The sequence below is a fragment of the Oerskovia sp. NPDC060287 genome (assembly GCF_042726775.1).
GTDB classification, from domain to species: Bacteria; Actinomycetota; Actinomycetes; order Actinomycetales; family Cellulomonadaceae; genus Oerskovia; species Oerskovia merdavium.
In genome coordinates this window covers 1-21,339 of sequence record NZ_JBHXBO010000053.1, presented here as the reverse complement: position 1 = coordinate 21,339, position 21,339 = coordinate 1, and the positions used below count along the sequence as shown (strand labels likewise).

Below are 21,339 nucleotides of genomic sequence, written 5' to 3'. Positions count from 1 at the left end.
GTCACGTGCTCTTGCCACTTCGCCGGGTCCGCGAGGTTCACCCCTCGGTTAGTTGAACTTTCTACTACTCATGGGGAATGCTCGAGGGGCACACCGACCCGGTCGGTGCGGACACCGCTGTTCTGCACCTGCGAGAACGAGCGAGAGGCCCTGCCCGGATGACGATCGACCACCCGACCCGGTACTGGAACGGCATGACGATCCCGGATGCGGGGACGTTCCTGCTGGACGAGGCCCACAAGCGGGTCGGGTTCCTCGGGAAGCACATGATGGTCTCCCCGGTCCGCGGCGAGCTCACGCGTGCGAGCGCCACGATCGTCGTCGGGGCCGACCCGCTCGCGTCGGCCGTCTCCGCGACCATGGACGCCACGAGCCTCACGACCCACCACGACGAGCGGGACGTGCACCTGCGCAGCCCTGACTTCCTGGACGTCGAGCGGTTCCCGACCGTCGACTTCCGCAGCACGTCGGTGCGCTGGCAGGGCCCGCAGGACGACGCCATGCTGAGCTGGGCGCGCCTGCGCAACCGTTCGCCCGAGCGCTCCGAGGTCCCTGCGGCCAGGATCCAGGGAGCGGGCGCGGGGCACTTCGTCGTGAGCGGCCTGCTCACGATCCGGGACGTCACCCTCCCGATCGACCTGACCATGCAGTTCGGCGGGGCGCGGCGCGACCCGTACGGTCGCGACATCTTCGGGTTCAGCGCCTCGGGCACGTTCGACCGCGAGGCCTACGGGCTCGTCTGGAACGTCGTGCTGGAGACCGGCGGGCTGCTGGTGGGCAAGAAGGTCGAGATCGAGATCGCCGGCGAGGCGATCCGGCAGGACTGAGACCCAGCAGGACTGAGACCCAGCAGGACCGAGAGGTTCGCCCGACGGCGCACGCGGTCAGCCCGTCAGGAGTGACGGCGTCCGCGGGAGGCCCCGAACGGCCCGCCCACGAACAGCCCCAGGCCGAGCACGAACCCGAAGTCGTACCAGTTCCCGTTGTTGTGGACCTCGTAGATGTTCACCGTGTCGGTGAACAAGGAGATCACGAACGTCACGGGCACGATGATGCCCTGCCACAGACCGAGCCAGAACCCTGCGGGACTGCCGTCCGCGGTGGGGGTGCCGACGTCGGGGTTGGGCCCAGGGGCGCAGGCCGCGAGCGCCAGCGCGGCGAGGACCAGTGCTGCGGCGAGGGCGATGCGTCGGCCTCGTGGTGACGTGCGCGCGGTGCGGTGGGACGTGACGTCCTGCGTCGGGTGCATGGCCGACCTCCTCGTGGCTGGACCGGACGGTCGCCCCCAGCATCCGCCGTGCCGCGCCCCTGCTCAACCGCAGGCTCGCCTCCGCCACCCGGCGCAGGCGCTGACCGCGAGTCGCTGCTGCACCTGGCCGGGCGGCCTCGGCACGACGTGGAGCGCCTCGTGGTGCGCTCCACCATGACGTTCGTCGCGGTCCTGCTCCGACCTGTCGTCGGGGCGGGCCCGAGGCTCCGCGGTCAGGACAGGGGGCGTGTGCTCGTGGTGTCTGCCGCACGGACGCGGCGCACGCGTTGCCAGGTCTTCAGGGCACTGCGTGCTGCGCTCGCGACCGTGCTTCCGTTCGCGATGGCCGCGGTCTCCTCCGCAAGGTCTGCTGCGACGACGAGCAGCCGCTCGTGGACCAGGTCGCTCCCGGTGCGCCCGAGGGCACGGACCGCCCAGTACCGGGTTCTGGTGTCCGGACTGGCGGCCTGGTCGAGGAGCCAGGTCGTCTGGTCGGGCTCGATCGCGCCCAGGGCGGTCGACACGTAGCCCAGGAGCGCGAACCGAGGCTCGACGAGCTCGCGGCGCAGCCCGAGCGCGGCCTCGGACCCGCCGAGGTCGGCAAGGGCAGCGGCCGCGACCTCCCGGACGCGGTGGTCCGTGTCGCCGAGCACGTCGACGAGGGTCGGCACGGCCTCGTGCGCCCCCAGGACGCCGAGCACCTCGCAGCCGACCGTCCGCTCGTAGGCGACGGGTGAGTCGAGCAGGGCGAGGGCGTAGGGCACGGCTCTTCGGAAGCCCGCGCGTCCGCAGGCTGCCGTGAGGTACCAGGGTGCCGACGCCCCGTTCTCGAGGGCGCGCAGCATCGCCGGCTCGAGCGACGCGTCGGCGAAGGCGTAGAGACGGTTGAGAGTCCGCTCGAACGTGCTGATCGGGAACCGCTCGAAGCGCAGCACGACGTCGCGCAGGGCGTCGGCGGCCTCCCGGTCGCCGGCCAGGGCGCGTTCGGCGGCGGCGTCGACAGCGTCCTCGTCGACCGCGGGATCCGGGTCGAGGAGCCGGGCGAGCAGGTCGTCGGTCATCGCGAGGCCGAGCCGCGCGACGGACGCGGGTGGACGGGAACGCTGAGAACCATGGGGCGAGCATAGGGGGCCGGCCGACCGCCGGGTCTCCTCCGAGCGGGTCCGCTACGGTGGTCGCACCGACGTCGACGACGACCACCGAGGTGACCGCCATGCCCCGCCGCACCGTCCTGCTCGCCGGAGCCGTGGCGGCGTCGTGCGGCTCGCTGGCGCTGGCCGCCGCGCTGGGCGCGACCGGGCCGGTCGCGATCCCGCCGCAGGGGCCGTGGATCGTCGGGGTCGACGCGTGGCCCGACGGGATCGACGTCTGCATCGAGGACCCTGCGGTCGAGTACGCCGTGACACCGCTCCCTCTGCCGCCGCTCCCGACGACGGTCGCTTTCGTCCCCGGCGCCGTCCGCGAGGACGTCGAGCGGGTCGTGACGTGCCTGGACCGGTACGTCCCGCTGTCGAGCATCGACGTGATGACCGTGCCGGCCGGGGTCTCGTAGGCGCCCCCCGCTGATCCGCCCCCGGGCGACACCTGGTGGTCTCCGCCGACCGTCCGGTCCGGGTGCCCGCTATCCTTCCCCCGAAGACACGGGGTGCCCGCTCCCACGAGCCGGGCTGAGAACACACCCGTCGAACCTGATCTAGCTAGCACTAGCGAAGGGATGTCGGCAATGTCGCTTGCTGCCACCACACCTGTCCTGCCCCGACCCGAACCCGCGTCCAGCACCGCACGAGAACGCGTCGGGTCGCCCGGGGCCGAGGCCTCCCGCCCCCGCGTCCTGTCCATCGCGGGCACCGACCCGACGGGAGGCGCCGGGATCCAGGCCGACCTCAAGGCGTTCGCGGCGCACGGCGCGTACGGCATGGCGGTCACGACCGCCCTGGTCGCGCAGAACACGCACGGCGTCCGCACGGTCCACGTCCCGGGCGCGGACTTCCTGACCGAGCAGCTCGACGCGGTCTCGGACGACGTGGTGATCGACGCCGTGAAGATCGGCATGGTCGCCGACGAGGCCAATGCGCGTGCCATCGCGACGTGGCTCGGCCGGGTGCGTCCGCCGTTCGTCGTGCTCGATCCCGTCATGGTCGCCACGAGCGGCCACCGCCTCCTCGACGAGGGGGCCGAGCAGGCGGTGGGCGACCTGGTCGCGCTCGCCGACCTCGTGACCCCCAACCTCCCCGAGCTGGCCGTCCTCCTGGGCGAGCCGGCCGCGACCACCTGGCCGGACGCCCTCGCCCAGGCGAGGCGCCTGCACGTGGCGAGCGGCGCCGTCGTGCTCCTGAAGGGTGGTCACCTCACAGGGGAGGAGTCGCCCGACGCGCTCGTGGGGCCCGACGACGTCACGACCTTCTCCGCGCCCCGCGTCGACACCGTGCACACCCACGGGACGGGGTGCTCGCTGTCGGCTGCGGTTGCGGCGCTCCGACCCCGGCGCGACGACTGGGCGGGCGCCGTGCGCGATGCGAAGACCTGGTTGACCGGCGCGCTGCGGGCCGGGGGAGCGTTGACGGTGGGCACGGGCCGCGGACCCGTCGACCACCTGGCGCACCTGCCCACGCTGGGCCTGCGGGCGTTCTCCGAGGAGGCCTGGGAGCGGATCGCGGGCTGGCGCGAGGCCGTCAAGGGCATGGGATTCGTGCGGGCGCTCGCGGACGGGAGCCTCGCCGTCGAGGACTTCGGGTTCTACCTCGCGCAGGACGCCGCGTACCTCGCCGAGTACTCGCGCGTGCTGTCGCGGGCGAGCCAGCTCGCGCCGACGCCCGAGGCCCGGCAGTTCTTCGCGGGCGCGGCAGTCGAGTCGCTCGAGGTCGAGCAGGCGCTGCACCGTGACTGGTTGGGCGAGCACGCCGGGATGGACCGGGGGGCGGTCGAGAGCGTCGACCCCTCTCCCGTGACCGCCGCCTACACCAACCACCTGCACGCGGCGTCGAACGGGTCGTACGCGGAGACCGTCGCGGCGCTGCTGCCGTGCTACTGGCTGTACTCGTACATCGGCGACATCCTGGTGCGCCGGGCGGGGGACCTCGACGGGCATCCGTACGCGCGGTGGATCTCGCTCTACGGCGACCCGGCCTTCCAGGAGGCGACGCGCACCGCGTGCTCGTTCGCCGACGAGGCCGCGCGCTGGGCCTCGCCCGCCGAGCTCGAACGCATGCTCCGCGCGTTCGAGCTGTCCTCGATGCACGAGTACCTGTTCTTCGAGCAGGGGATCGACCGGCCGACCTGGCCCGAGGCGCCGGTCGGGGACGCCGAGAAGTGAGTAGATGCCCCTGATCCGGGGGGAACGGGGGCATCTGCTCACTTCTCGGCGCGAGCGGCCGTCCTCACGCGCTCGTCGTCCCGCCGTCCGGGTACGAGCAGTCGTACCCGGGCGGCCACCAGCGCCACGACGTGCTGACCTCGTTCGACGACACGCCCTCGGGGCGCTCCGTGACGCACTGCGTGCGCATCTGGTCGAGCCCGACCGTCAGGTAGTAGACCGCGAGCACGCCCGTGAAGACGACCATGAGGACGGTCAGCGCCAGGCGCAGGCGGTGGTCCGTGCGCCGGGTGGGTTCGTCCTCGCCGGGGCGCGGCGGCACCCAGTCCCAGCTCACGAGGCGGCGCTCGGGACGAGCAGGACCTTGCCCGTCGTCGCGCGGCCCTCGAGCGCGCGGTGCGCGTCGGCCGCGCGGGCGAGCGGGAACGTCGCGCCCACGCGCACGTCCAGGTCCCCCGAGGCGACGAGAGCGAAGATCTCGTCGGCGCGCTCGATGAGCTCGGCGCGCGTCGCGGTGTAGTCGTCGAGCTTGGGGCGGGTCGCGAACAGCGACCCGCCCTTGTTGAGGCGCTGCAGGTCGAACGGAGGTACCTGGCCCGAGGACCCGCCGAACAGCACGAGCATGCCGCGGCGGCGCAGCGACGCGAGCGACGCCTCGAACGTGTCCTTGCCGACCGAGTCGTAGGCGACCGCGACGCCCCGGCCGCCCGTGAGGTCGCGCACGATCGCGGGCAGCTCGGTCGGGAGGTCGTCGAGCTCGGCGTAGTTCACGACGTCGGCCGCCCCGGCCGCGCGCGACAGCTCGGCCTTGGCCTCGGTCGAGACGGTCGTGATGACGCGTGCGCCGCGACGCACCGCGAGCTGGGTCGCGAGCAGCCCGACGCCGCCGGCCCCCGCGTGCAGCAGGACGTCGTCCCCGGGCTGGACCGGGTAGGTCGAGGTCACGAGGTAGTGCGCCGTGAGCCCCTGGAGAGCCACGGCCGCCGCGACCCGCAGGTCGACCGACCCGGGGACCGGGATCGCGACGTCCGCGGGGACGATCACCTGCTCGGCGTACGAGCCGGACGCGTTGGTCCAGGCGACGTGGTCGCCGGGCTCGAAGTCCGTGACGCCCGGGCCGACCGCCCCGACGACGCCCGCGCCCTCGGTGCCGACCACGTGCGGGAACTCCATCGGGTACACCCCCGCCCGGCGGTAGGTGTCGATGAAGTTGATCCCCGCCGCCGCGACCTCGACGAGGAGCTCGCCGGGTCCGGGGACCGGTGTCGGGAGCTCGACGAGCTCGAGGACGTCGGGGCCGCCTGCCTGGAGTGCCTGGATCGCGCGCATGGGGTCAGCCTAGGCGGGACGTCGGCTCAGGCGGTGGCCGGACCCGCCGAGGCCCGCCAGCGTCCGTGGCGGCGCTCGACGTGGATCGGGTGCGCGAAGCAGCGCGAGACCGCCTCGGAGGTCAGGACCTCGTCCGCACGGCCGGACGCGGAGACCCGCCCCGGCGCGAGCAGCAGCGCGTGGCTCGTGGACCTGGGCAGCTCCTCGAGGTGGTGGGTCACGAGGACCGAGGCGACCTCGGGGTGCGCGACCCGCACCGCGTCGATCGTCGCGAGGAGCTGTTCGCGCGCCGCGACGTCGAGCCCTGTGCTCGGTTCGTCGAGCAGCAGCAGCGCGGGGTCGGCGACGAGCGCCCGGGCGATGATGGTGCGACCGCGCTCTCCCTGCGACAGCGTGGTCCACGGCTCGTGCTCCTTGCCGCCCAGCCCCATGTCGGCCACGAGGGCGCGCGCCCTGTCGACCTCGGCCCGGGTCGGCTCCCAGCGCTGGCGCCAGTCGATCGTCCCGGTGATCCCGGTCAGGACGACCTCCTGGATCGTGAGGGGCGTGCGCAGCGGGTGGCGCGGGTTCACGTGGCCGATCCGGCGGTGCAGCGTCTGGACGTCGACGCGCCCGAGCGTGTGCCCCAGCACGTCGACCCCACCGCGCGTGGGGTGGTTGCGCGCCGCGCACAGGCTGAGGATCGTGCTCTTGCCTGCACCGTTGGGACCGACCAGCGCCCAGTGCTCGCCCGCGCGGACCGTGAGGTCCACGTGCTCGAGGATCGTGCGGCCGCTGCGGACGAACGCGACGTCGCGCATCGCCAGCACGACGGCGGCGCCCGCCTCGGCCGTCGAGGCACCCGGGGGAAGGGCCACCCGGGCGTCGCCGGGAGCCGGGCGCGGAGGCGTCACGGTCCCGGGTGCGGCGGAGGCGGTGTCAGTGCTCACGGGTGACCTTCTCGTGGACGGAGTCGAGGTGCCGGCGGCTCGTCGCGGCGGCGCGGTCGGCGTCGCGGTCGCGGACGGCGTCGAGGATCGCCTCGTGGGCGTCCTGGTCGTGCCGGTGGCGCTCGCCCGCGCCGTCGAGCTCGATCATGTCGACCATCGCCCGACGCAGGCGCGGGACGAACGTCGCGAACAGGTCGGTCAGGACCGCGTTGTGCGCGGCGTCGACGACCGCGCGGTGGAAGACCAGGTCGGCGTCGACGTACTCCCGGGCGCTCGCGGTCGGGGAGACCTCGCCACGGCCCGCGAGCGCCCGGGCCATCGCGCGGAGGTCGGCCGGGGTGCGGCGGGTCGCGGCGAGCCGGGCGGCCTCGGTCTCCAGGGCGCCGCGGACCTCGAGCACGTCGACGATCTCGCCGCGCCGCAGGACCTCCTCCCAGTCCTCGCTCGCCTCGGCCCGGACGACGTAGACGCCCGAGCCCTGGCGGCTCTCGAGAACTCCCTTGCCGGCGAGCTGGCGGACGGCCTCGCGCACGGTCGAGCGCCCCACGCCGAGCTCGTCGGCGAGCGCCTGCTCGCCGGGCAGCTTGTGGTCGAGCGGCCAGGTGCCGGTGCGGACGCGGTCGAGCAGGAGCGCGGCGGCCTGGTCGGCGAGGGGGAGCCGGCGGAGCGTGGGCATGGGAGCCAACCTCTCAGGTTGTCTGAGGACTTGATCGCCGCTAGCGTACCTCCCATGTCGTGGAGCGCACTCCTTCTTGGTCGCCGCGGCGGGGCCTGAGCCGACCGGCTCCCCGCCGTGGGGAACTGCCGTGCGCCGGTCGGACGCCGCCTGCCGTGCACCGCGCGGCCCGCACCAGGAGACACGACCATGACCACCAGCCCGTTCCCCACGCTGCGCACCCCCGACGGCGCACCGGCCCCCGGCCGGCCGGCGTGGAATCGCCAGCGCGCCTCGCGCATGCCCTCGCACCGTTACCAGGACGTGTTCTCGCGCGTCGCCGTGCCGCTCACGGACCGCCTGTGGCCCACCCGCCGCCTCACGTCGGCACCGCTGTGGGTCCCCGTCGACCTGCGCGACGGCAACCAGGCTCTGACCGAGCCCATGGACCCCGCCCGCAAGCGCCGCTTCTTCGAGCTGCTCGTCGCGATGGGGTACACCGAGATCGAGGTCGGCTACCCGTCGGCCTCGCAGACCGACTTCGACTTCGTCCGCCTGCTCGCCGAGACGGACCTGGCCCCCGAGCACGTCACGATCGTGGTCTTCACGGCCGCCCGGGCGGACCTGATCGCCCGGACGTTCGAGTCGGTCCGCGGTCTGCGCAACCCCGTCGTGGTGCACCTGTACACCGCGACCGCCCCGACCTGGCGCGACGTCGTGCTGGGCAGGGACCGGGCCGAGCTCTCGGACCTGATCGCCGCCGCGGGCACCGAGGTCCTGCGGCACGCGGGCGACGACCCGCGCGTGCGCTTCGAGTTCTCGCCCGAGGTCTTCAACCTCACCGAGCCCGACTACGTGCTCGAGGTCTGCGCGCGCATGACGACCCTGTGGGACGCGACGCCCGAGCGGCCCGTGATCCTCAACCTCCCGGCGACGGTCGAGGTCGCGACGCCCAACGTCTACGCCGACCAGATCGAGTACATGCACCGCAACCTCGACCGGCGCGACGCGGTGATCCTGTCCGTCCACCCGCACAACGACCGCGGCACGGGCGTGGCGTGCGCCGAGCTGGCGGTCCTCGCGGGCGCGCAGCGCGTCGAGGGCTGCCTGTTCGGCAACGGCGAGCGCACGGGCAACGTCGACCTGGTGACGTTGGGACTCAACCTGCACGCGCAGGGCGTGGACCCAGAGATCGACTTCTCCGACGTCGACGAGATCCGGCGCACGGTCGTGGACTGCAACCGGATCGATGTGCACGAGCGCCACCCGTACGCGGGCGACCTGGTGCACACGGCCTACTCCGGGACGCACCAGGACGCGATCCGCAAGGGTCTCGCGCGCCATCGCGCTGATGCGCGAGCGGCGGGCCTCGACCCTGCGGACGCCCCCTGGAAGGTGCCGTACCTGCCCGTCGACCCTGCCGACGTCGGGCGCTCGTACGACGCCGTGGTGCGCGTCAACAGCCAGTCCGGCAAGGGTGGCATCGCCTACCTGCTCGAGTCCGCGTACGGGCTCGAGCTGCCTCGACGGCTCCAGATCGACTTCGCGCGCCGCGTGCAGGAGCACGCGGACGGCAGCGGGGGAGAGGTGACGGCGGAGGGCTTGTGGCGCCTCTTCGAGGAGGCGTACGTCCTGCCCGACGGCGGAGGTCCCCAGGTCGTGCCGCTCGCCTGGTCGGTCGCGCGGCCGGGCGAGACGGACGACTGCGGCGAGCGCCTCGACGTCGTGCTGTCCGTGGAGGGTGAGCGGGTCGAGCGGTCCGCGGTCGGTGCGGGACCCGTCGACGCGCTCGCGAGCATCCTGGCCGGGCTGGGGCTCCCGGTCGAGGTGCTGGGGCTGACGCAGCAGTCCGTCACCGCGGGCAGCGACGCGGGGGCCGTGACCTACCTGGAGCACCGTGCCGCGGACGGCTCGGCGGCGTGGGCCGTGGGGAGGGACGCGTCGGTGCTGGGCGCGAGCGTGCGGGCCCTGGTCGCGGCGGCGAACCGCTCCTGATCCGCTCGCGCTCGACCTGCCGGCCGTCGGGGGCCGGCAACGACGTCTCGAGCGCGGCTCGCCTGGAGGCCGAAGGCCGCCTCGGGGCCGCCGACGGCCGGCCCACCCGACGTGCCCAGAGGCCAGCGGCTGACGGGCCACCACCTCTGGCACGGTCCGCGGCTCCGTCCGGTGTCGGTACCCCGTGGCACGCTGCCTGCATGGCTACCCATGCGCACGGCATCCATCACTCGATCGACTACCTCGAGCTGTCCGTCACGGACATGGCCGAGGCGCAGTCGTTCTACGCCGAGGCCTTCGGGTGGGAGTTCGTCCCCTACGGTCCGGGGTACGCGGGCTTCCGCACCGCGGCCGAGGAGGGGGAGGCAGAGGCGGGTGGTCTGGCGCTCGCCGACCAGGTCACACGGGGTGGCCCGCTCGTCCTGCTCTTCTCCGCGGACCTCGACGAGTCGCTCCTGCTGGTCCAGGACGCGGGCGGAGAGATCCTCGAGGGACCGTACGACTTCCCCGGTGGGCGGCGGTTCCACTTCCTCGACCCGAGCGGCAACGAGCTGGGTGTCTGGGGTCGGTAGTTCCCGATTCGACTGCATAACTATGTATAGTTCTGCATATGACGATCACAGTGGCGGTTGCCGGGGCTTCCGGGTACGCGGGAGGGGAGATGCTCCGGCTGCTGTCCGGGCACCCCGAGGTCCAGGTCGGTGCGCTCACGGCGCACTCCAACGCGGGGTCGGTCCTCGGGCTGCACCAGCCGCACCTGCGATCCCTCGCGGATCGCGTCCTGCTGCCGACGAGCGTCGAGCACCTGGTCGGCCACGACGTCGTCGTGCTCGCGCTGCCGCACGGCGCGTCGGGTGAGATCGCGGCGCAGCTGCCCGACGACGTCCTGGTCCTCGACCTCGGCGCCGACCACCGGCTCTCCTCGGCCGCGGACTGGACCGCGTTCTACGGGTCCGAGCACGCGGGCACCTGGCCCTACGGGCTGCCCGAGCTCCTGATCGCCGAGCAGACGGGCGCCGGGGTCGAGTACACCAAGCAGCGCGAGGTCCTGGCGGGCGCGCGCCGCATCGCCGTCCCGGGCTGCAACGTCACGGCCGTGACCCTGGGCCTGCAGCCCGGCGTGGCCGCGGGCCTCCTGGACCCGGTCGACGTCGTCGCGGTCCTCGCCAACGGGTACTCGGGCGCGGGCAAGTCCCTCAAGACGCACCTGCTCGCCTCGGAGGCGCTCGGCTCGGCCCAGCCCTACGCCGTGGGCGGCTCGCACCGGCACATCCCCGAGATCGCGCAGAACCTGCGCTCGGCAGGCGCAGCCGAGGTGACCATCTCGTTCACCCCCACCCTGGTGCCCATGTCCCGCGGCATCCTCGCGACCGCGACGGCGCGCCTCGTTGCGGGCCACGAGGACCTGAGCGTCGACGCCCTGCGCCAGGCCTACGAGCAGGCGTACGTGGGCGAGCCGTTCGTCCAGCTCCTGCCCGAGGGGCAGTGGCCCACGACGGCCATGACGCTCGGCGCCAACACGGCCCTGGTCCAGGTCGCGATCGACCGCGCCGCGGGCCGCGTCGTGACCGTCACCGCGATCGACAACCTCGTCAAGGGCACCGCAGGCGGCGCCGTCCAGTCCATGAACATCGCCCTGGGTCTGCCGCAGACCCTGGGGCTCACCACCGAAGGGGTCGCACCGTGACCGTCACCGGACCGCTCGGCTTCCGGGCCGCAGGAGTCGTCGCCGGGCTCAAGTCCACCGGCAGCAAGGACGTGGCCCTCGTCGTCAACGAGGGGCCGCTCGACGTCGCCGCGGCCGTCTTCACGACCAACCGCGTGTTCGCGGCCCCCGTCGCGTGGTCGCGCCAGGCCGTCGCGGACGGGATCGCGCGCGCCGTCGTCCTCAACTCGGGTGGCGCCAACGCGTGCACCGGCCCCGAGGGCTTCGCCGACACGCACCACACGGCCGAGTACGTGGCCGACCTCCTCGAGGTCTCCGCGGGCGACGTCCTGGTCTGCTCGACGGGACTCATCGGCGAGCGCCTGCCCATGGACAAGCTCCTCGCGGGCTGCGACGCGGCGGCAGGGGCGGCCGACGCCGAGGGCGGCCCCGACGCGGCCCTCGCGATCATGACGACCGACACGGTCCCCAAGACCGTGCTCGTCACGCGCGAGGTGCGCGACGAGCACAGCGTCGACGGCGCCTCGAGCTGGTCGGTGGGCGGCATGGCCAAGGGGGCGGGCATGCTCGCTCCCGGCCTCGCGACCATGCTCTGCGTGCTGACGACCGACGCCGTGGTCGACGCCGCGACCGCCGACGCCGCGCTGCGCGCCGCGACGGCCACCACGTTCGACCGGGTCGACTCGGACGGCTGTATGTCGACGAACGACACGGTGATCCTCCTGGCCTCCGGTGCGTCCCAGGTGCCGGTGTCCCTCGAGGAGCTCACGGCGGCCGTGACCGAGGCGTGCGCGGACCTCGCCCGCGCCCTGGTCGCGGACGCCGAGGGCGGGAGCCACGACATCGCGGTCGTCGTGAAGAACGCGAGCGACGAGACCGCGGCGCTCGCGGTCGCTCGAGCCGTGACGCGTTCGAACCTCTTCAAGGCCGCGGTGTTCGGCAACGACCCCAACTGGGGCCGGGTGCTCTCGGCCGTGGGGACCGTCCCCGAGGACGTCGCGCCCTTCGACGCGCTCGAGCTCGACGTGTCGATCAACGGGGTCCAGGTCTGCCGGGCCGGGGGAGTGGGCGAGCCGCGCGAGCTCGTCGACCTGGCCTCGGCACGCGAGGTGCACGTCGAGATCGACCTGCACGCGGGCGACGCGCAGGTCACGGTCTGGACCAACGACCTCACGCACGACTACGTCCACGAGAACAGCGCGTACTCCTCATGAGCACCCCGACCTCCGAGGACTTCGTGTTCGACACCCGCACCGACCTGACCCCCGGCCAGAAGGCCGAGGTCCTGCTGGAGGCCATGCCCTGGCTCCAGGAGTTCCGCGGCGCGCTCGTGGTCGTCAAGTACGGCGGCAACGCCATGATCGACGACGAGCTCAAGGCCGCGTTCGCGCGCGACATGGTGTTCCTGCGCCAGGTCGGCCTGCACCCCGTGGTCGTCCACGGCGGCGGCCCGCAGATCTCCGCGATGCTCGCGCGGCTCGGTATCGAGAGCGAGTTCCGCGGCGGGCTGCGCGTCACGACCCCCGAGGCCATGGACGTCGTCCGCATGGTCCTCACGGGACAGGTCTCGCGCGAGCTCGTCGGGCTCATCAACGCGCACGGGCCCTACGCGGTGGGGCTCTCGGGCGAGGACGGCGGTCTGCTCCAGGCGCAGCGCCGGCACGCGATGGTCGACGGCGAGCCCGTCGACGTCGGCCTGGTCGGAGACGTCGTGGAGGTCCACCCGTCCGCGGTCCAGGACCTGCTCGACGCCGGGCGCATCCCCGTCGTCTCGACCATCGCCCCGGACCTCGACGACCCCACCCAGGTGCTCAACGTCAACGCCGACACGGCCGCCGCGGCGCTCGCTGTCGCGCTCGGAGCCAAGAAGCTCATCGTCCTGACCGACGTCGAGGGCCTGTACACCTCGTGGCCGGACAAGACCTCGCTCGTCAGCCAGATCACGCGGACCGAGCTCGCCGCGCTGCTGCCCTCGCTCGAGGCCGGCATGGTCCCCAAGATGGAGGCCTGCCTGCGCGCGGTGTCCGGCGGGGTCCCGCGCGCGACCGTGATCGACGGCCGCGTGGCCCACTCGGTCCTCCTGGAGGTCTTCACGACGCGCGGCAACGGGACCATGGTCGTCCCGGACCCGCTCTCGTCGAGCACCACGACGCCCCCCACCGCCCACGTCACCTCGCAGGAGCAGGCATGAACGGCACGACCGGCGAGATCTCGCCGACCACCTCGGACAGCGTTGCCGACCCGGCGGCCACGGGCGTCGAGGGCGCTCCGGGCCGCGAGGGCACCGCGGACACGACCCTGACGGGACCGGGCAGCGTCGCGCAGTGGACCGAGCGCTACACGCACGCGGTCATGGACACGTTCGGCGCCCCTCAGAAGGTCCTGGTCCGCGGCGAGGGCGCGTACGTGTGGGACGCCGACGGCAAGCGTTACCTCGACCTGCTCGCGGGCATCGCGGTCAACGCCCTGGGGCACGCGCACCCCACGCTCACCGCGGCCGTCAGCGCCCAGCTGGGCACGCTCGGGCACGTGTCGAACTTCTTCGGCACGCCCACCCAGATCGCGCTCGCCGAGCGCCTCCTGAACCTCGCACAGGCCCCCGAGGGCTCGCGCGTGTTCTTCACCAACTCGGGCACCGAGGCCAACGAGGCCGCCTTCAAGATGGCGCGCCGCAACCGTGACGGGGCCGCCGGCCCGGGCACGCGGACCAGGATCCTCGCGCTCGAGGGCGGCTTCCACGGCCGAAGCATGGGCGCGCTCGCCCTCACCTCCAAGGCTGCGTACCGCGAGCCGTTCGAGCCCCTGCCCGGTGGCGTCGAGTTCGTGCCGTTCGGCGACCTGGTCGCGCTCGAGGAGGCGTTCTCGGACGAGGCCGTCGCCGCGCGCGGCGAGGTCGCCGCGCTGTTCGTCGAGCCGGTCCAGGGCGAGGCGGGCGTGCGCCCGCTCCCGCCGGGCTACCTGGTGGCCGCACGCGAGCTGACCGCGTCGTCGGGCGCGCTGCTGGTCCTCGACGAGGTCCAGACGGGCGTGGGGCGCACGGGGACGTGGTTCGCGTTCCAGCAGCAGGAGATCGGCGGGGGCGTCGTGCCCGACGTCGTCACGCTCGCCAAGGGGCTCGGCGGCGGGTTCCCCGTGGGAGCCGTCGTGGCGTTCGGCGAGCGGGCCGCGACCCTCCTGGGACGGGGCCAGCACGGCACGACCTTCGGCGGAAACCCTGTTGCCGCAGCGGCGTCGCTCGCGACGCTCGCCGTGATCGAGCGCGACGGCCTGCTGGCCAACGTGCGGGCCGTCGGCGAGCAGCTGCGCGAGGGGATCGCGGCGTGCGGCAACCCCGTGGTCGCGGGCACGCGCGGCCACGGCCTGCTGATCGCCGTCCAGCTCTCGGCGCCCGTCTCGGCCGAGGTCGCGCGCCTGGCCCTCGACGCCGGGTTCATCGTCAACGCCGTGCAGCCCGACGCGATCCGCCTCGCCCCGCCCCTGATCCTGACCCGTGACCAGGCGAGCGAGGTCGTCGCGTTCTTCGCGGGCCTGCCTGCCGACCTCACTCGACGCGTACCCACCCCCGCCCCCACCGCCTCCGCCACGCCTCCGAAGGGCTGACAGTGACTGCCTCGACCGCCCCCGTCCGACACTTCCTGCGCGACGACGACCTCACCCCCGCCGAGCAGCGCGAGGTCCTCGAGCTCGGCCTCGGATTCCGCGAGGACCGTTTCATCCGCACGCCCCTGCGTGGCCCCCAGGCCGTGGCGCTCATCTTCGACAAGCCCTCGACCCGGACCCGCGTGTCGTTCTCGGCGGGGGTCGCCGAGCTCGGCGGGTACCCGCTGACGATCGACGGCGCGACGAGCCAGCTCGGTCGCGGCGAGCCCATCGCGGACACCGCCCGGGTCCTGGACCGCCAGACGTCCGCGATCGTGTGGCGGACCTTCGGCCAGGAGCGCATCGAGGAGATGGCGCGGGTCGCGAGCGTCCCGGTCGTCAACGCGCTGACCGACGAGTTCCACCCGTGCCAGATCCTCGCCGACCTGCTGACGGTCGCCCAGCTGCGCGGCGGCGTCGGCGCGCTGGCAGGCACGTCGCTCGCCTACCTGGGCGACGGGGCCAACAACATGGCCCACTCCTACCTCCTGGGCGGCGCGACCGCGGGCATGCACGTGCGCATCGGCGCACCGGCGCAGTACCTGCCGGACCCGGCGATCGTCGCCGACGCCGAGCGCATCGCGCGCGAGACGGGCGGCTCGGTCCTGGTGACGACCGACGCGCTCGAGGCCGCGCGGGGCGCCGACGTCGTCGCGACCGACACCTGGGTCTCGATGGGGGACGAGGCGAGCGCCGCCGAGCGCGAGCTGCCGTTCGTGCCGTACCAGGTCAACGCCGAGGTCATGGCCGTGGCGGCCCCCGACGCCCTCGTGCTCCACTGCCTGCCGGCCTACCGGGGCAAGGAGATCACCGCCGAGGTCATCGACGGTCCGCAGTCGGCCGTCTGGGACGAGGCCGAGAACCGCCTGCACGCCCAGAAGGCGCTGCTGACCTGGTTGCTGGAGCGATCGTGACGACCGGGGGCCTGGGACCGGGCAGCGTGCCGACCACCAAGGCAGCACGTCACGCGCGCATCGCACAGCTCGTCGCGCGGCACGAGATCCACTCGCAGGCCGAGCTGGCCAAGGCGCTCGCGGAGGACGGCGTGAGCGTCACGCAGGCGACGCTCTCGCGCGACCTGATCGAGCTGCGCGCCGAGAAGGTCCGCAGCGCGTCGGGCTCGCTGGTCTACGCGGTGCCGGGGGAGGGCGGGGACCGCTCTGTCCAGGTCGCGAACGACGCCGAGTACGTTGCCGCCCGGCTCGCGCGCCTCTGCGGCGAGCTCCTGGTCTCGGCCGAGGCCTCGGGCAACCTCGTGGTGCTGCGGACCCCTCCGGGGGCGGCGCAGTACCTGGCCTCGGCGATCGACCACTCGGTGTTCGTCGGGGTGCTCGGCACGATCGCGGGCGACGACACAGTCCTGGTGATCTCGCGCGAGGTCGACGGCGGCGAGGAGATGGCCGCGCGCTTCCTGGCCCTGAGCAACCCGGTCGGGCCGTCCGCCTCCTGACGTCCGACGGCCTGCGGGCTGACAGACTGTGACAGGACACCAGAGGCCGTGACGCGCACGGGGCCGCCTGCCGCACCCGCGTCCGCACGGCCGCACTCGCACGACAGACAGACACGAACGACCCTGCCGACGACGAGGGCGACCCGCTCGCCCGGTCGCCGGCGGGGAGAACCCTCGAGGTCCTCGGCCGACGGCCGGGGCCTCGGCCGCCCGCGACGAGACGTCCGGGAGCGGCATCGACCTCGGTACCGGGAGCCTGAACCATGAGTGACGACCTGAACGACAACACCCCTGCGCCCGGGGACGAGCAGCCGGCGGCCGCCGCGCCTGCCGCCCCGGTCAGCCTGTGGGGTGGCCGCTTCGCCGGTGGCCCCGCCGAGGCGCTGGCGGCACTGTCGCAGTCGACGCACTTCGACTGGCGGCTCGCGCAGCACGACATCGCAGGATCCCGGGCGCACGCCAAGGTCCTGGCCGCGGCCGGCCTGCTCGACGAGGACGAGCTCACGGCGATGCTCGAGGCGCTCGACGTGCTCGCGGCCGACGTCGAGTCGGGGGCCTTCCTGCCGGTCCTGGCCGACGAGGACGTGCACACGGCCCTCGAGCGCGGGCTCATCGAGCGTGCCGGAGCCGAGCTGGGCGGCAAGCTGCGTGCCGGGCGCTCGCGCAACGACCAGATCGCGACCCTCGTGCGCTCGTACCTGCGCGAGGAGGCCCGCGCGATCGGCATCCTGGTGCTCGACGTCGTCGACGCCCTGATCGAGCAGGCCGAGGCGCACCCGGGCGCACCCATGCCGGGTCGCACGCACCTGCAGCACGCGCAGCCGGTGCTCCTCGCGCACCACCTGCTCGCGCACGCGTGGCCGCTGCTGCGCGACGTCGACCGCTTCATCGACTGGGACGTGCGCGCGGGGCGCTCGCCGTACGGCTCGGGCGCGCTCGCGGGCTCGTCGCTGGGCCTGGACCCGGCGGCCGTCGCGGCGGACCTGGGCTTCGACGGCCCGGTCGAGAACTCGATCGACGGCACGGCCTCGCGCGACGTGGTCGCCGAGTTCGCGTTCGTCTCGGCCATGCTGGGCGTGGACCTCTCGCGCTTCGCCGAGGAGATCATCATCTGGAACACCAAGGAGTTCGGCTTCGTCCGCCTGGACGACGCCTACTCGACGGGTTCGAGCATCATGCCGCAGAAGAAGAACCCGGACATCGCGGAGCTCGCGCGCGGCAAGGCGGGGCGCCTCATCGGCGACCTGACGGGCCTCCTGGCGACGCTCAAGGGCCTGCCGCTCGCGTACAACCGCGACCTGCAGGAGGACAAGGAGCCGGTGTTCGACCAGGTCGACACGCTCAAGGTCCTGCTGCCCGCGTACGCGGGCATGGTCCGCACCCTGACGTTCGACACCGAGCGCATGGCCTCGCTCGCGCCGCAGGGCTTCTCGCTCGCCACGGACATCGCCGAGTGGCTCGTCCGCGAGGGCGTGCCGTTCCGCGTGGCGCACGAGGTCGCGGGAGCGTGCGTGCGGGTGTGCGAGGAGCGCGGGATCGAGCTGTGGGACCTCACGGACGCCGACCTCGCCGAGATCTCGGCGCACCTGACGCCCGGCGTGCGGGACGTGCTGACGGTCGAGGGCTCGCTCGCGTCGCGCGACGCGGTGGGCGGCACGGCCCCGGCGCGCGTCGCCGAGCAGCTCGAGGAGGCGAAGGTCCGCTCGGCGGAGTACCGCTTCTGGGTCCAGGGCTGAGGCCTGCATGAGCGTGAGCGCTGAGGTCCTCGCGGACCTCGTCTCCCGCGTGCACGACGGCGCAGCCCGCCTCGGCGCGGGACGTCCGGCAGGTCCGGGCGTCCCCGCCGGGCCGGGGTGCCGTCTGGTCGTCGTCGACGGCCCGGCCGGCTCGGGCAAGACGACGCTCGCGGCGCAGCTGGGCGAGGCGCTGCCGGCGCAGGTGGTCCACATGGACGACCTGTACGAGGGCTGGACCGGGATGACCGCGGGTACCGGGCGGCTCGTCGAGCAGGTGCTCGTCCCGTTGTCGCAGGGCAGGCCGGGGCGCTACCAGCGCTACGACTGGACGCTCGGCGACTTCGCGGAGTGGCACGACGTGCCCCTGGCCCCGTTCCTCGTCGTCGAGGGGTGCGGGGCCGGGGCCCGCAGGATCGCCGACCTGACGACGCTGCTGGTGTGGGTCGAGGCCGACGACGAGATCCGCCTCGCCCGGGGGATCGCGCGCGACGGCGACGACGCGTACGACGCCTGGATCGACTGGATGGTCTCGGAGCGCGCGGTCTACGCGGTCGAGGGGACGGCCGAGCGGGCCGACGTCGTGCTCGACGGCTTCGGGGAACCGGTCCTGCGACCCGACCGGGCCGCCGGGGGCGTCGCGGACGTCTGAGGCGACGACCGTCTCGGGCGTGCTCCTGAGTCGGTCGGTGGGAAGCACCCCCGAAACATGCGAGGCGTAGATTGCGGGGGAGACCCGCGCCGAGCCAGGGAGGCCACCGTGCCCGATCCCCTCCGATCCAGCACCGCCGACCTCCGCCCCGTGCAGGATCCGGACGGACCCGTCCTGGACGTGCCGGCCCGGGGCTGGTTCGGGCGGTCGAGCCTCGAGGTCGCGCGGGACCTGCTCGGGTCGTCGATCACGCACCGCACGCCCGAGGGCACCGTCACGGTCCGCCTCACCGAGGTCGAGGCCTACGACGGCGAGCGCGACCCGGGCTCGCACGCCTTCCGGGGGCGCTCCGAGCGCAACCGGGTCATGTACGGCGAGCCCGGTCACCTCTACGTGTACCGGCACCTGGGCCTGCACCACTGCGTCAACGTGGTGTGCGGGCCGCTCGGACAGGCGTCGGCGGTCCTGCTGCGGGCAGGCGAGGTGACCGACGGCGTCGAGCTGGCCAGGGCGCGTCGTCTGGCGGTCGGGGTGTGCGACTCGGACCGGCAGATCGCGCGGGGGCCCGCCCGGCTCGCGGTGGCTCTCGGGCTCGACCTCGACCACTACGGGCTGGACGTGACGGACGTGGCGGGCGACGTCGTCGTGCACCGGGACACGCGCACGCTGCGGCCCGCGATCGCGACCGGACCACGAGTGGGCGTGAGCGGCGACGGGGGAGACGCGAGCGTCTACCCGTGGAGGCTGTGGCTCACCGGCGACCCGACGGTCTCCGCCTACCGTCCCGCGTATCGCCGGACGCGCTGAGGCCCGCGTCCGGCGCGGGCCGGACGGCCCCGCTGACCCCCGGGCGCCGCTCGGGACAGCGACGCGGATCGCGATCCAGCCCGCCCGCGCGCGACGCGCGGCGTCCACGGAGCAGGGGAAGTCGGTGCTCGGGGGCGGGACACGGCAGACTAGGACATCGGGCGTGCGCCGGGACGGACGGCGCCCCCGATCCAGGCCCTGCGCCGCACCGCGCGCGGGCACGACGAAGGAGATGCAGTGAACGACGTTCTCGACGAGTTGCAATGGCGAGGCCTGGTGGCGCAGTCCACCGACGAGGCCGCGCTGCGTGCTGCGCTGGCCGAGGGACCCGTCACCTATTACTGCGGCTTCGACCCGACCGCGCCGAGCCTGCACCACGGCCACCTGGTCCAGCTCATCCTGCTGCGCCACCTGCAGCTCGCCGGGCACCGCGCGATCGCGCTCGTCGGCGGCGCCACGGGCATGATCGGCGACCCGCGCCAGTCGGGCGAGCGGATCCTCAACACCAAGGACACGGTCGCCGAGTGGACCGAGCGCCTCAAGGCGCAGGTCTCGCGTTTCCTCGACTTCGAGGGCGACAACCCGGCACGCATCGTGAACAACCTCGACTGGACGGCGAACCTCACGGCGATCGACTTCCTGCGGGAGATCGGCAAGCACTACCGCCTGGGCACCATGCTGGCCAAGGACACCGTGGCGCGCCGCCTGAGGTCCGACGAGGGCATCAGCTTCACCGAGTTCAGCTACCAGATCCTCCAGGGGAACGACTACCTCGAGCTCTTCCGACGAGAGGGCGTCACGCTCCAGACAGGTGGCAACGACCAGTGGGGCAACCTGCTCTCGGGCGTCGAGCTGATCCGCAAGGCCGAGGGCGCGTCGGTGCACGTCCTGACGACGCCGCTCATCACGAAGGCCGACGGGACCAAGTTCGGCAAGACCGAGGGCGGGGCCGTGTGGCTCGACCCGGACATGATGAGCCCGTACGCCTTCTACCAGTACTGGGTCAACGCGGACGACGCCGACGTGGTGGGCTGGCTCAAGATCTTCACCTTCCGCACGGCCGAGGAGATCGCCGAGCTCGAGCGTGCCGTCGCGGAGCGCCCTGCGGCGCGAGAGGCGCAGAAGGCGCTCGCGGCCGACGTCACCACGCTGGTGCACGGTGCGGCAGCGACCGAGGCGGTCGTCGCCGCGAGCCAGGCGCTGTTCGGACGTGGTGACCTGGCCGCGCTGGACGCGGGCACGCTCGCCGCGGCCGTGGCCGAGCTCCCGCGCACGACGGCGGCTGCCGGCGACGCGGTCGTCGACCTTCTGGTCGGGTCGGGTCTGGTGGCGTCGAAGGGCGCCGCACGTCGTGCGATCGCGGAGGGCGGCGCGTACGTCAACAACGTCAAGGTGACCGAGGAGGACGCTGTCCTCGGCGCGGACGACCTGCTCCACGGACGGTTCGCCGTCCTGCGTCGCGGCAAGCGGACGCTGGCGGTCGCGGCTGCCGCGTAGGGCCGTGACGAGCGGGGCCCGGTGAGCTGTCGACCGGGCCCCGCGGGCTTCCCTGGCGCGGGAGCGCGCCGCGCGGGCGCTGCGGTGACGGGCGTCACGACGGCGCGGTTTGACCTTCCCGGCAACCTCCACGTAATGTTCTGGATGTCAGCCCGACAGGGAGGAACAGACACCACTGCGAAGCTCCTCGGAGCCGCCGCGAAGTGGCTGGTCCCGCAGGCTGGCTCCTCCAAGAAGTTCAGATCCTCGATCTGGCGTCTCGTGAGGCAGATCAGCAGAGAACGTCTCCGCCTCGGCGGTAGACACGGACTCTCCGGTCTGGTAAGGTAGAGAAGTTGCCCCGAGTGAAGGCCTGGAAACGGGTTGGAGTCGGTGCGTGTCGGTTGCTTGAGAACTCAACAGTGTGCTTGATAGTTAATGCCAAT

Annotated in this window: 21 protein-coding genes and 1 riboswitch; of the genes, 15 read left to right on the top strand and 6 right to left on the bottom strand. The window is 73.3% G+C overall.

The window, feature by feature from the left end; genetic code table 11:
- The first annotated feature begins 158 nt into the window (after positions 1-158).
- A complete protein-coding gene (locus ACFWFR_RS07015; protein ID WP_191804063.1) occupies positions 159-827 on the top strand; it encodes a YceI family protein in 669 nt (222 codons plus the stop codon).
- A gap of 65 nt (positions 828-892) precedes the next feature.
- On the opposite strand, the gene ACFWFR_RS07010 is transcribed toward ACFWFR_RS07015, so the two are convergent.
- Positions 893-1,249 (bottom strand): hypothetical protein, encoded by a 357-nt coding sequence (locus ACFWFR_RS07010; RefSeq protein ID WP_377622046.1) that lies wholly within the window; start codon positions 1,247-1,249, stop codon positions 893-895.
- Positions 1,250-1,482: 233 nt separating this feature from the next.
- Entirely contained in the window at positions 1,483-2,310 is an 828-nt protein-coding gene (locus ACFWFR_RS07005) for a HEAT repeat domain-containing protein (protein WP_377622044.1), read from the bottom strand.
- 152 nt (positions 2,311-2,462) lie between these two features.
- Between ACFWFR_RS07005 and ACFWFR_RS07000 the strand changes: the two genes are divergently transcribed.
- The gene (locus ACFWFR_RS07000; protein ID WP_191804067.1) at positions 2,463-2,801 is read left to right on the top strand and encodes a hypothetical protein; all 339 of its coding nucleotides are present in this window, start codon (positions 2,463-2,465) and stop codon (positions 2,799-2,801) included.
- A 79-nt stretch (positions 2,802-2,880) separates the two neighbouring features.
- Positions 2,881-2,981: riboswitch (TPP riboswitch) on the top strand.
- Positions 2,973-4,562, top strand: coding sequence for a bifunctional hydroxymethylpyrimidine kinase/phosphomethylpyrimidine kinase (gene thiD / locus ACFWFR_RS06995; RefSeq protein ID WP_377622043.1), 1,590 nt, complete (start codon positions 2,973-2,975; stop codon positions 4,560-4,562). (Overlaps the previous riboswitch by 9 nt.)
- A gap of 64 nt (positions 4,563-4,626) precedes the next feature.
- Here the strand turns inward: thiD and ACFWFR_RS06990 are convergent, their stop codons facing one another.
- The 4 genes from ACFWFR_RS06990 to ACFWFR_RS06975 form a co-directional block, all read right to left on the bottom strand.
- Complete coding sequence (locus ACFWFR_RS06990; RefSeq protein ID WP_377622041.1) at positions 4,627-4,899, bottom strand: hypothetical protein; 273 nt, start codon at positions 4,897-4,899, stop codon at positions 4,627-4,629.
- Entirely contained in the window at positions 4,896-5,891 is a 996-nt protein-coding gene (locus ACFWFR_RS06985; protein ID WP_377622040.1) for a quinone oxidoreductase family protein, read from the bottom strand. Before ACFWFR_RS06985 ends, ACFWFR_RS06990 begins: the two co-directional genes overlap by 4 nt.
- Positions 5,892-5,917: 26 nt before the next feature.
- A complete protein-coding gene (locus tag ACFWFR_RS06980) occupies positions 5,918-6,691 on the bottom strand; it encodes an ATP-binding cassette domain-containing protein (protein WP_191804143.1) in 774 nt (257 codons plus the stop codon).
- Between the two features lie 118 nt (positions 6,692-6,809).
- Entirely contained in the window at positions 6,810-7,496 is a 687-nt protein-coding gene (locus ACFWFR_RS06975; protein WP_377616549.1) for a FadR/GntR family transcriptional regulator, read from the bottom strand.
- A 189-nt stretch (positions 7,497-7,685) separates the two neighbouring features.
- On the opposite strand from ACFWFR_RS06975, the gene ACFWFR_RS06970 reads away from it, so the two are divergent.
- From ACFWFR_RS06970 to tyrS, 12 genes are all read left to right on the top strand, one after another.
- Positions 7,686-9,470: a 2-isopropylmalate synthase gene (locus tag ACFWFR_RS06970; protein ID WP_377622039.1), complete on the top strand. Its 1,785-nt coding sequence runs from the start codon at positions 7,686-7,688 to the stop codon at positions 9,468-9,470.
- Positions 9,471-9,670: 200 nt separating this feature from the next.
- Complete coding sequence (locus tag ACFWFR_RS06965) at positions 9,671-10,042, top strand: VOC family protein (RefSeq protein ID WP_377616548.1); 372 nt, start codon at positions 9,671-9,673, stop codon at positions 10,040-10,042.
- A 38-nt stretch (positions 10,043-10,080) separates the two neighbouring features.
- On the top strand, positions 10,081-11,157 hold the full coding sequence (gene argC, locus ACFWFR_RS06960) for an N-acetyl-gamma-glutamyl-phosphate reductase (protein ID WP_377622038.1): 1,077 nt from the start codon (positions 10,081-10,083) through the stop codon (positions 11,155-11,157).
- Positions 11,154-12,350, top strand: coding sequence for a bifunctional glutamate N-acetyltransferase/amino-acid acetyltransferase ArgJ (gene argJ / locus ACFWFR_RS06955; RefSeq protein ID WP_377622037.1), 1,197 nt, complete (start codon positions 11,154-11,156; stop codon positions 12,348-12,350). The genes argC and argJ overlap by 4 nt, the downstream gene beginning before the upstream one ends.
- Positions 12,347-13,327, top strand: coding sequence for an acetylglutamate kinase (gene argB, locus ACFWFR_RS06950; RefSeq protein WP_377622036.1), 981 nt, complete (start codon positions 12,347-12,349; stop codon positions 13,325-13,327). The genes argJ and argB overlap by 4 nt, the downstream gene beginning before the upstream one ends.
- Positions 13,324-14,736: an acetylornithine transaminase gene (locus ACFWFR_RS06945; RefSeq protein WP_377622035.1), complete on the top strand. Its 1,413-nt coding sequence runs from the start codon at positions 13,324-13,326 to the stop codon at positions 14,734-14,736. The genes argB and ACFWFR_RS06945 overlap by 4 nt, the downstream gene beginning before the upstream one ends.
- A 2-nt stretch (positions 14,737-14,738) precedes the next feature.
- The gene (gene argF, locus ACFWFR_RS06940) at positions 14,739-15,689 is read left to right on the top strand and encodes an ornithine carbamoyltransferase (protein ID WP_191804088.1); all 951 of its coding nucleotides are present in this window, start codon (positions 14,739-14,741) and stop codon (positions 15,687-15,689) included.
- Positions 15,686-16,225 (top strand): arginine repressor, encoded by a 540-nt coding sequence (locus tag ACFWFR_RS06935; protein ID WP_318244551.1) that lies wholly within the window; start codon positions 15,686-15,688, stop codon positions 16,223-16,225. The genes argF and ACFWFR_RS06935 overlap by 4 nt, the downstream gene beginning before the upstream one ends.
- Before the next feature lie 263 nt (positions 16,226-16,488).
- On the top strand, positions 16,489-17,961 hold the full coding sequence (gene argH / locus ACFWFR_RS06930) for an argininosuccinate lyase (protein WP_377622032.1): 1,473 nt from the start codon (positions 16,489-16,491) through the stop codon (positions 17,959-17,961).
- 7 nt (positions 17,962-17,968) lie between these two features.
- Entirely contained in the window at positions 17,969-18,610 is a 642-nt protein-coding gene (locus tag ACFWFR_RS06925; RefSeq protein ID WP_377622031.1) for a uridine kinase, read from the top strand.
- Positions 18,611-18,784: 174 nt separating this feature from the next.
- Positions 18,785-19,417 carry a DNA-3-methyladenine glycosylase gene (locus ACFWFR_RS06920; protein ID WP_225220406.1) on the top strand — a complete coding sequence of 211 codons (633 nt, stop codon included), beginning with the start codon at positions 18,785-18,787 and terminating at the stop codon, positions 19,415-19,417.
- Positions 19,418-19,654: 237 nt separating this feature from the next.
- Complete coding sequence (gene tyrS / locus ACFWFR_RS06915) at positions 19,655-20,914, top strand: tyrosine--tRNA ligase (protein WP_377622030.1); 1,260 nt, start codon at positions 19,655-19,657, stop codon at positions 20,912-20,914.
- The last annotated feature ends 425 nt before the right edge of the window (positions 20,915-21,339 follow it).

Excerpts from the sequence above, each read along its gene's own strand:
- argB (WP_377622036.1), top strand. The coding sequence starts at position 12,347 with ATGAGCACCCCGACCTCCGAGGACTTCGTGTTCGACACCCGCACCGAC.
- ACFWFR_RS06945 (WP_377622035.1), top strand. The coding sequence starts at position 13,324 with ATGAACGGCACGACCGGCGAGATCTCGCCGACCACCTCGGACAGCGTT.
- argC (WP_377622038.1), top strand. The coding sequence starts at position 10,081 with ATGACGATCACAGTGGCGGTTGCCGGGGCTTCCGGGTACGCGGGAGGG.
- ACFWFR_RS06970 (WP_377622039.1), top strand. The coding sequence starts at position 7,686 with ATGACCACCAGCCCGTTCCCCACGCTGCGCACCCCCGACGGCGCACCG.
- ACFWFR_RS07005 (WP_377622044.1), bottom strand. The coding sequence starts at position 2,310 with ATGACCGACGACCTGCTCGCCCGGCTCCTCGACCCGGATCCCGCGGTC.
- ACFWFR_RS07000 (WP_191804067.1), top strand. The coding sequence starts at position 2,463 with ATGCCCCGCCGCACCGTCCTGCTCGCCGGAGCCGTGGCGGCGTCGTGC.
- ACFWFR_RS06925 (WP_377622031.1), top strand. The coding sequence starts at position 17,969 with ATGAGCGTGAGCGCTGAGGTCCTCGCGGACCTCGTCTCCCGCGTGCAC.
- ACFWFR_RS06985 (WP_377622040.1), bottom strand. The coding sequence starts at position 5,891 with ATGCGCGCGATCCAGGCACTCCAGGCAGGCGGCCCCGACGTCCTCGAG.
- argH (WP_377622032.1), top strand. The coding sequence starts at position 16,489 with ATGAGTGACGACCTGAACGACAACACCCCTGCGCCCGGGGACGAGCAG.
- ACFWFR_RS06965 (WP_377616548.1), top strand. The coding sequence starts at position 9,671 with ATGGCTACCCATGCGCACGGCATCCATCACTCGATCGACTACCTCGAG.
- thiD (WP_377622043.1), top strand. The coding sequence starts at position 2,973 with ATGTCGCTTGCTGCCACCACACCTGTCCTGCCCCGACCCGAACCCGCG.
- ACFWFR_RS07010 (WP_377622046.1), bottom strand. The coding sequence starts at position 1,249 with ATGCACCCGACGCAGGACGTCACGTCCCACCGCACCGCGCGCACGTCA.
- ACFWFR_RS07015 (WP_191804063.1), top strand. The coding sequence starts at position 159 with ATGACGATCGACCACCCGACCCGGTACTGGAACGGCATGACGATCCCG.
- ACFWFR_RS06980 (WP_191804143.1), bottom strand. The coding sequence starts at position 6,691 with ATGCGCGACGTCGCGTTCGTCCGCAGCGGCCGCACGATCCTCGAGCAC.
- ACFWFR_RS06975 (WP_377616549.1), bottom strand. The coding sequence starts at position 7,496 with ATGCCCACGCTCCGCCGGCTCCCCCTCGCCGACCAGGCCGCCGCGCTC.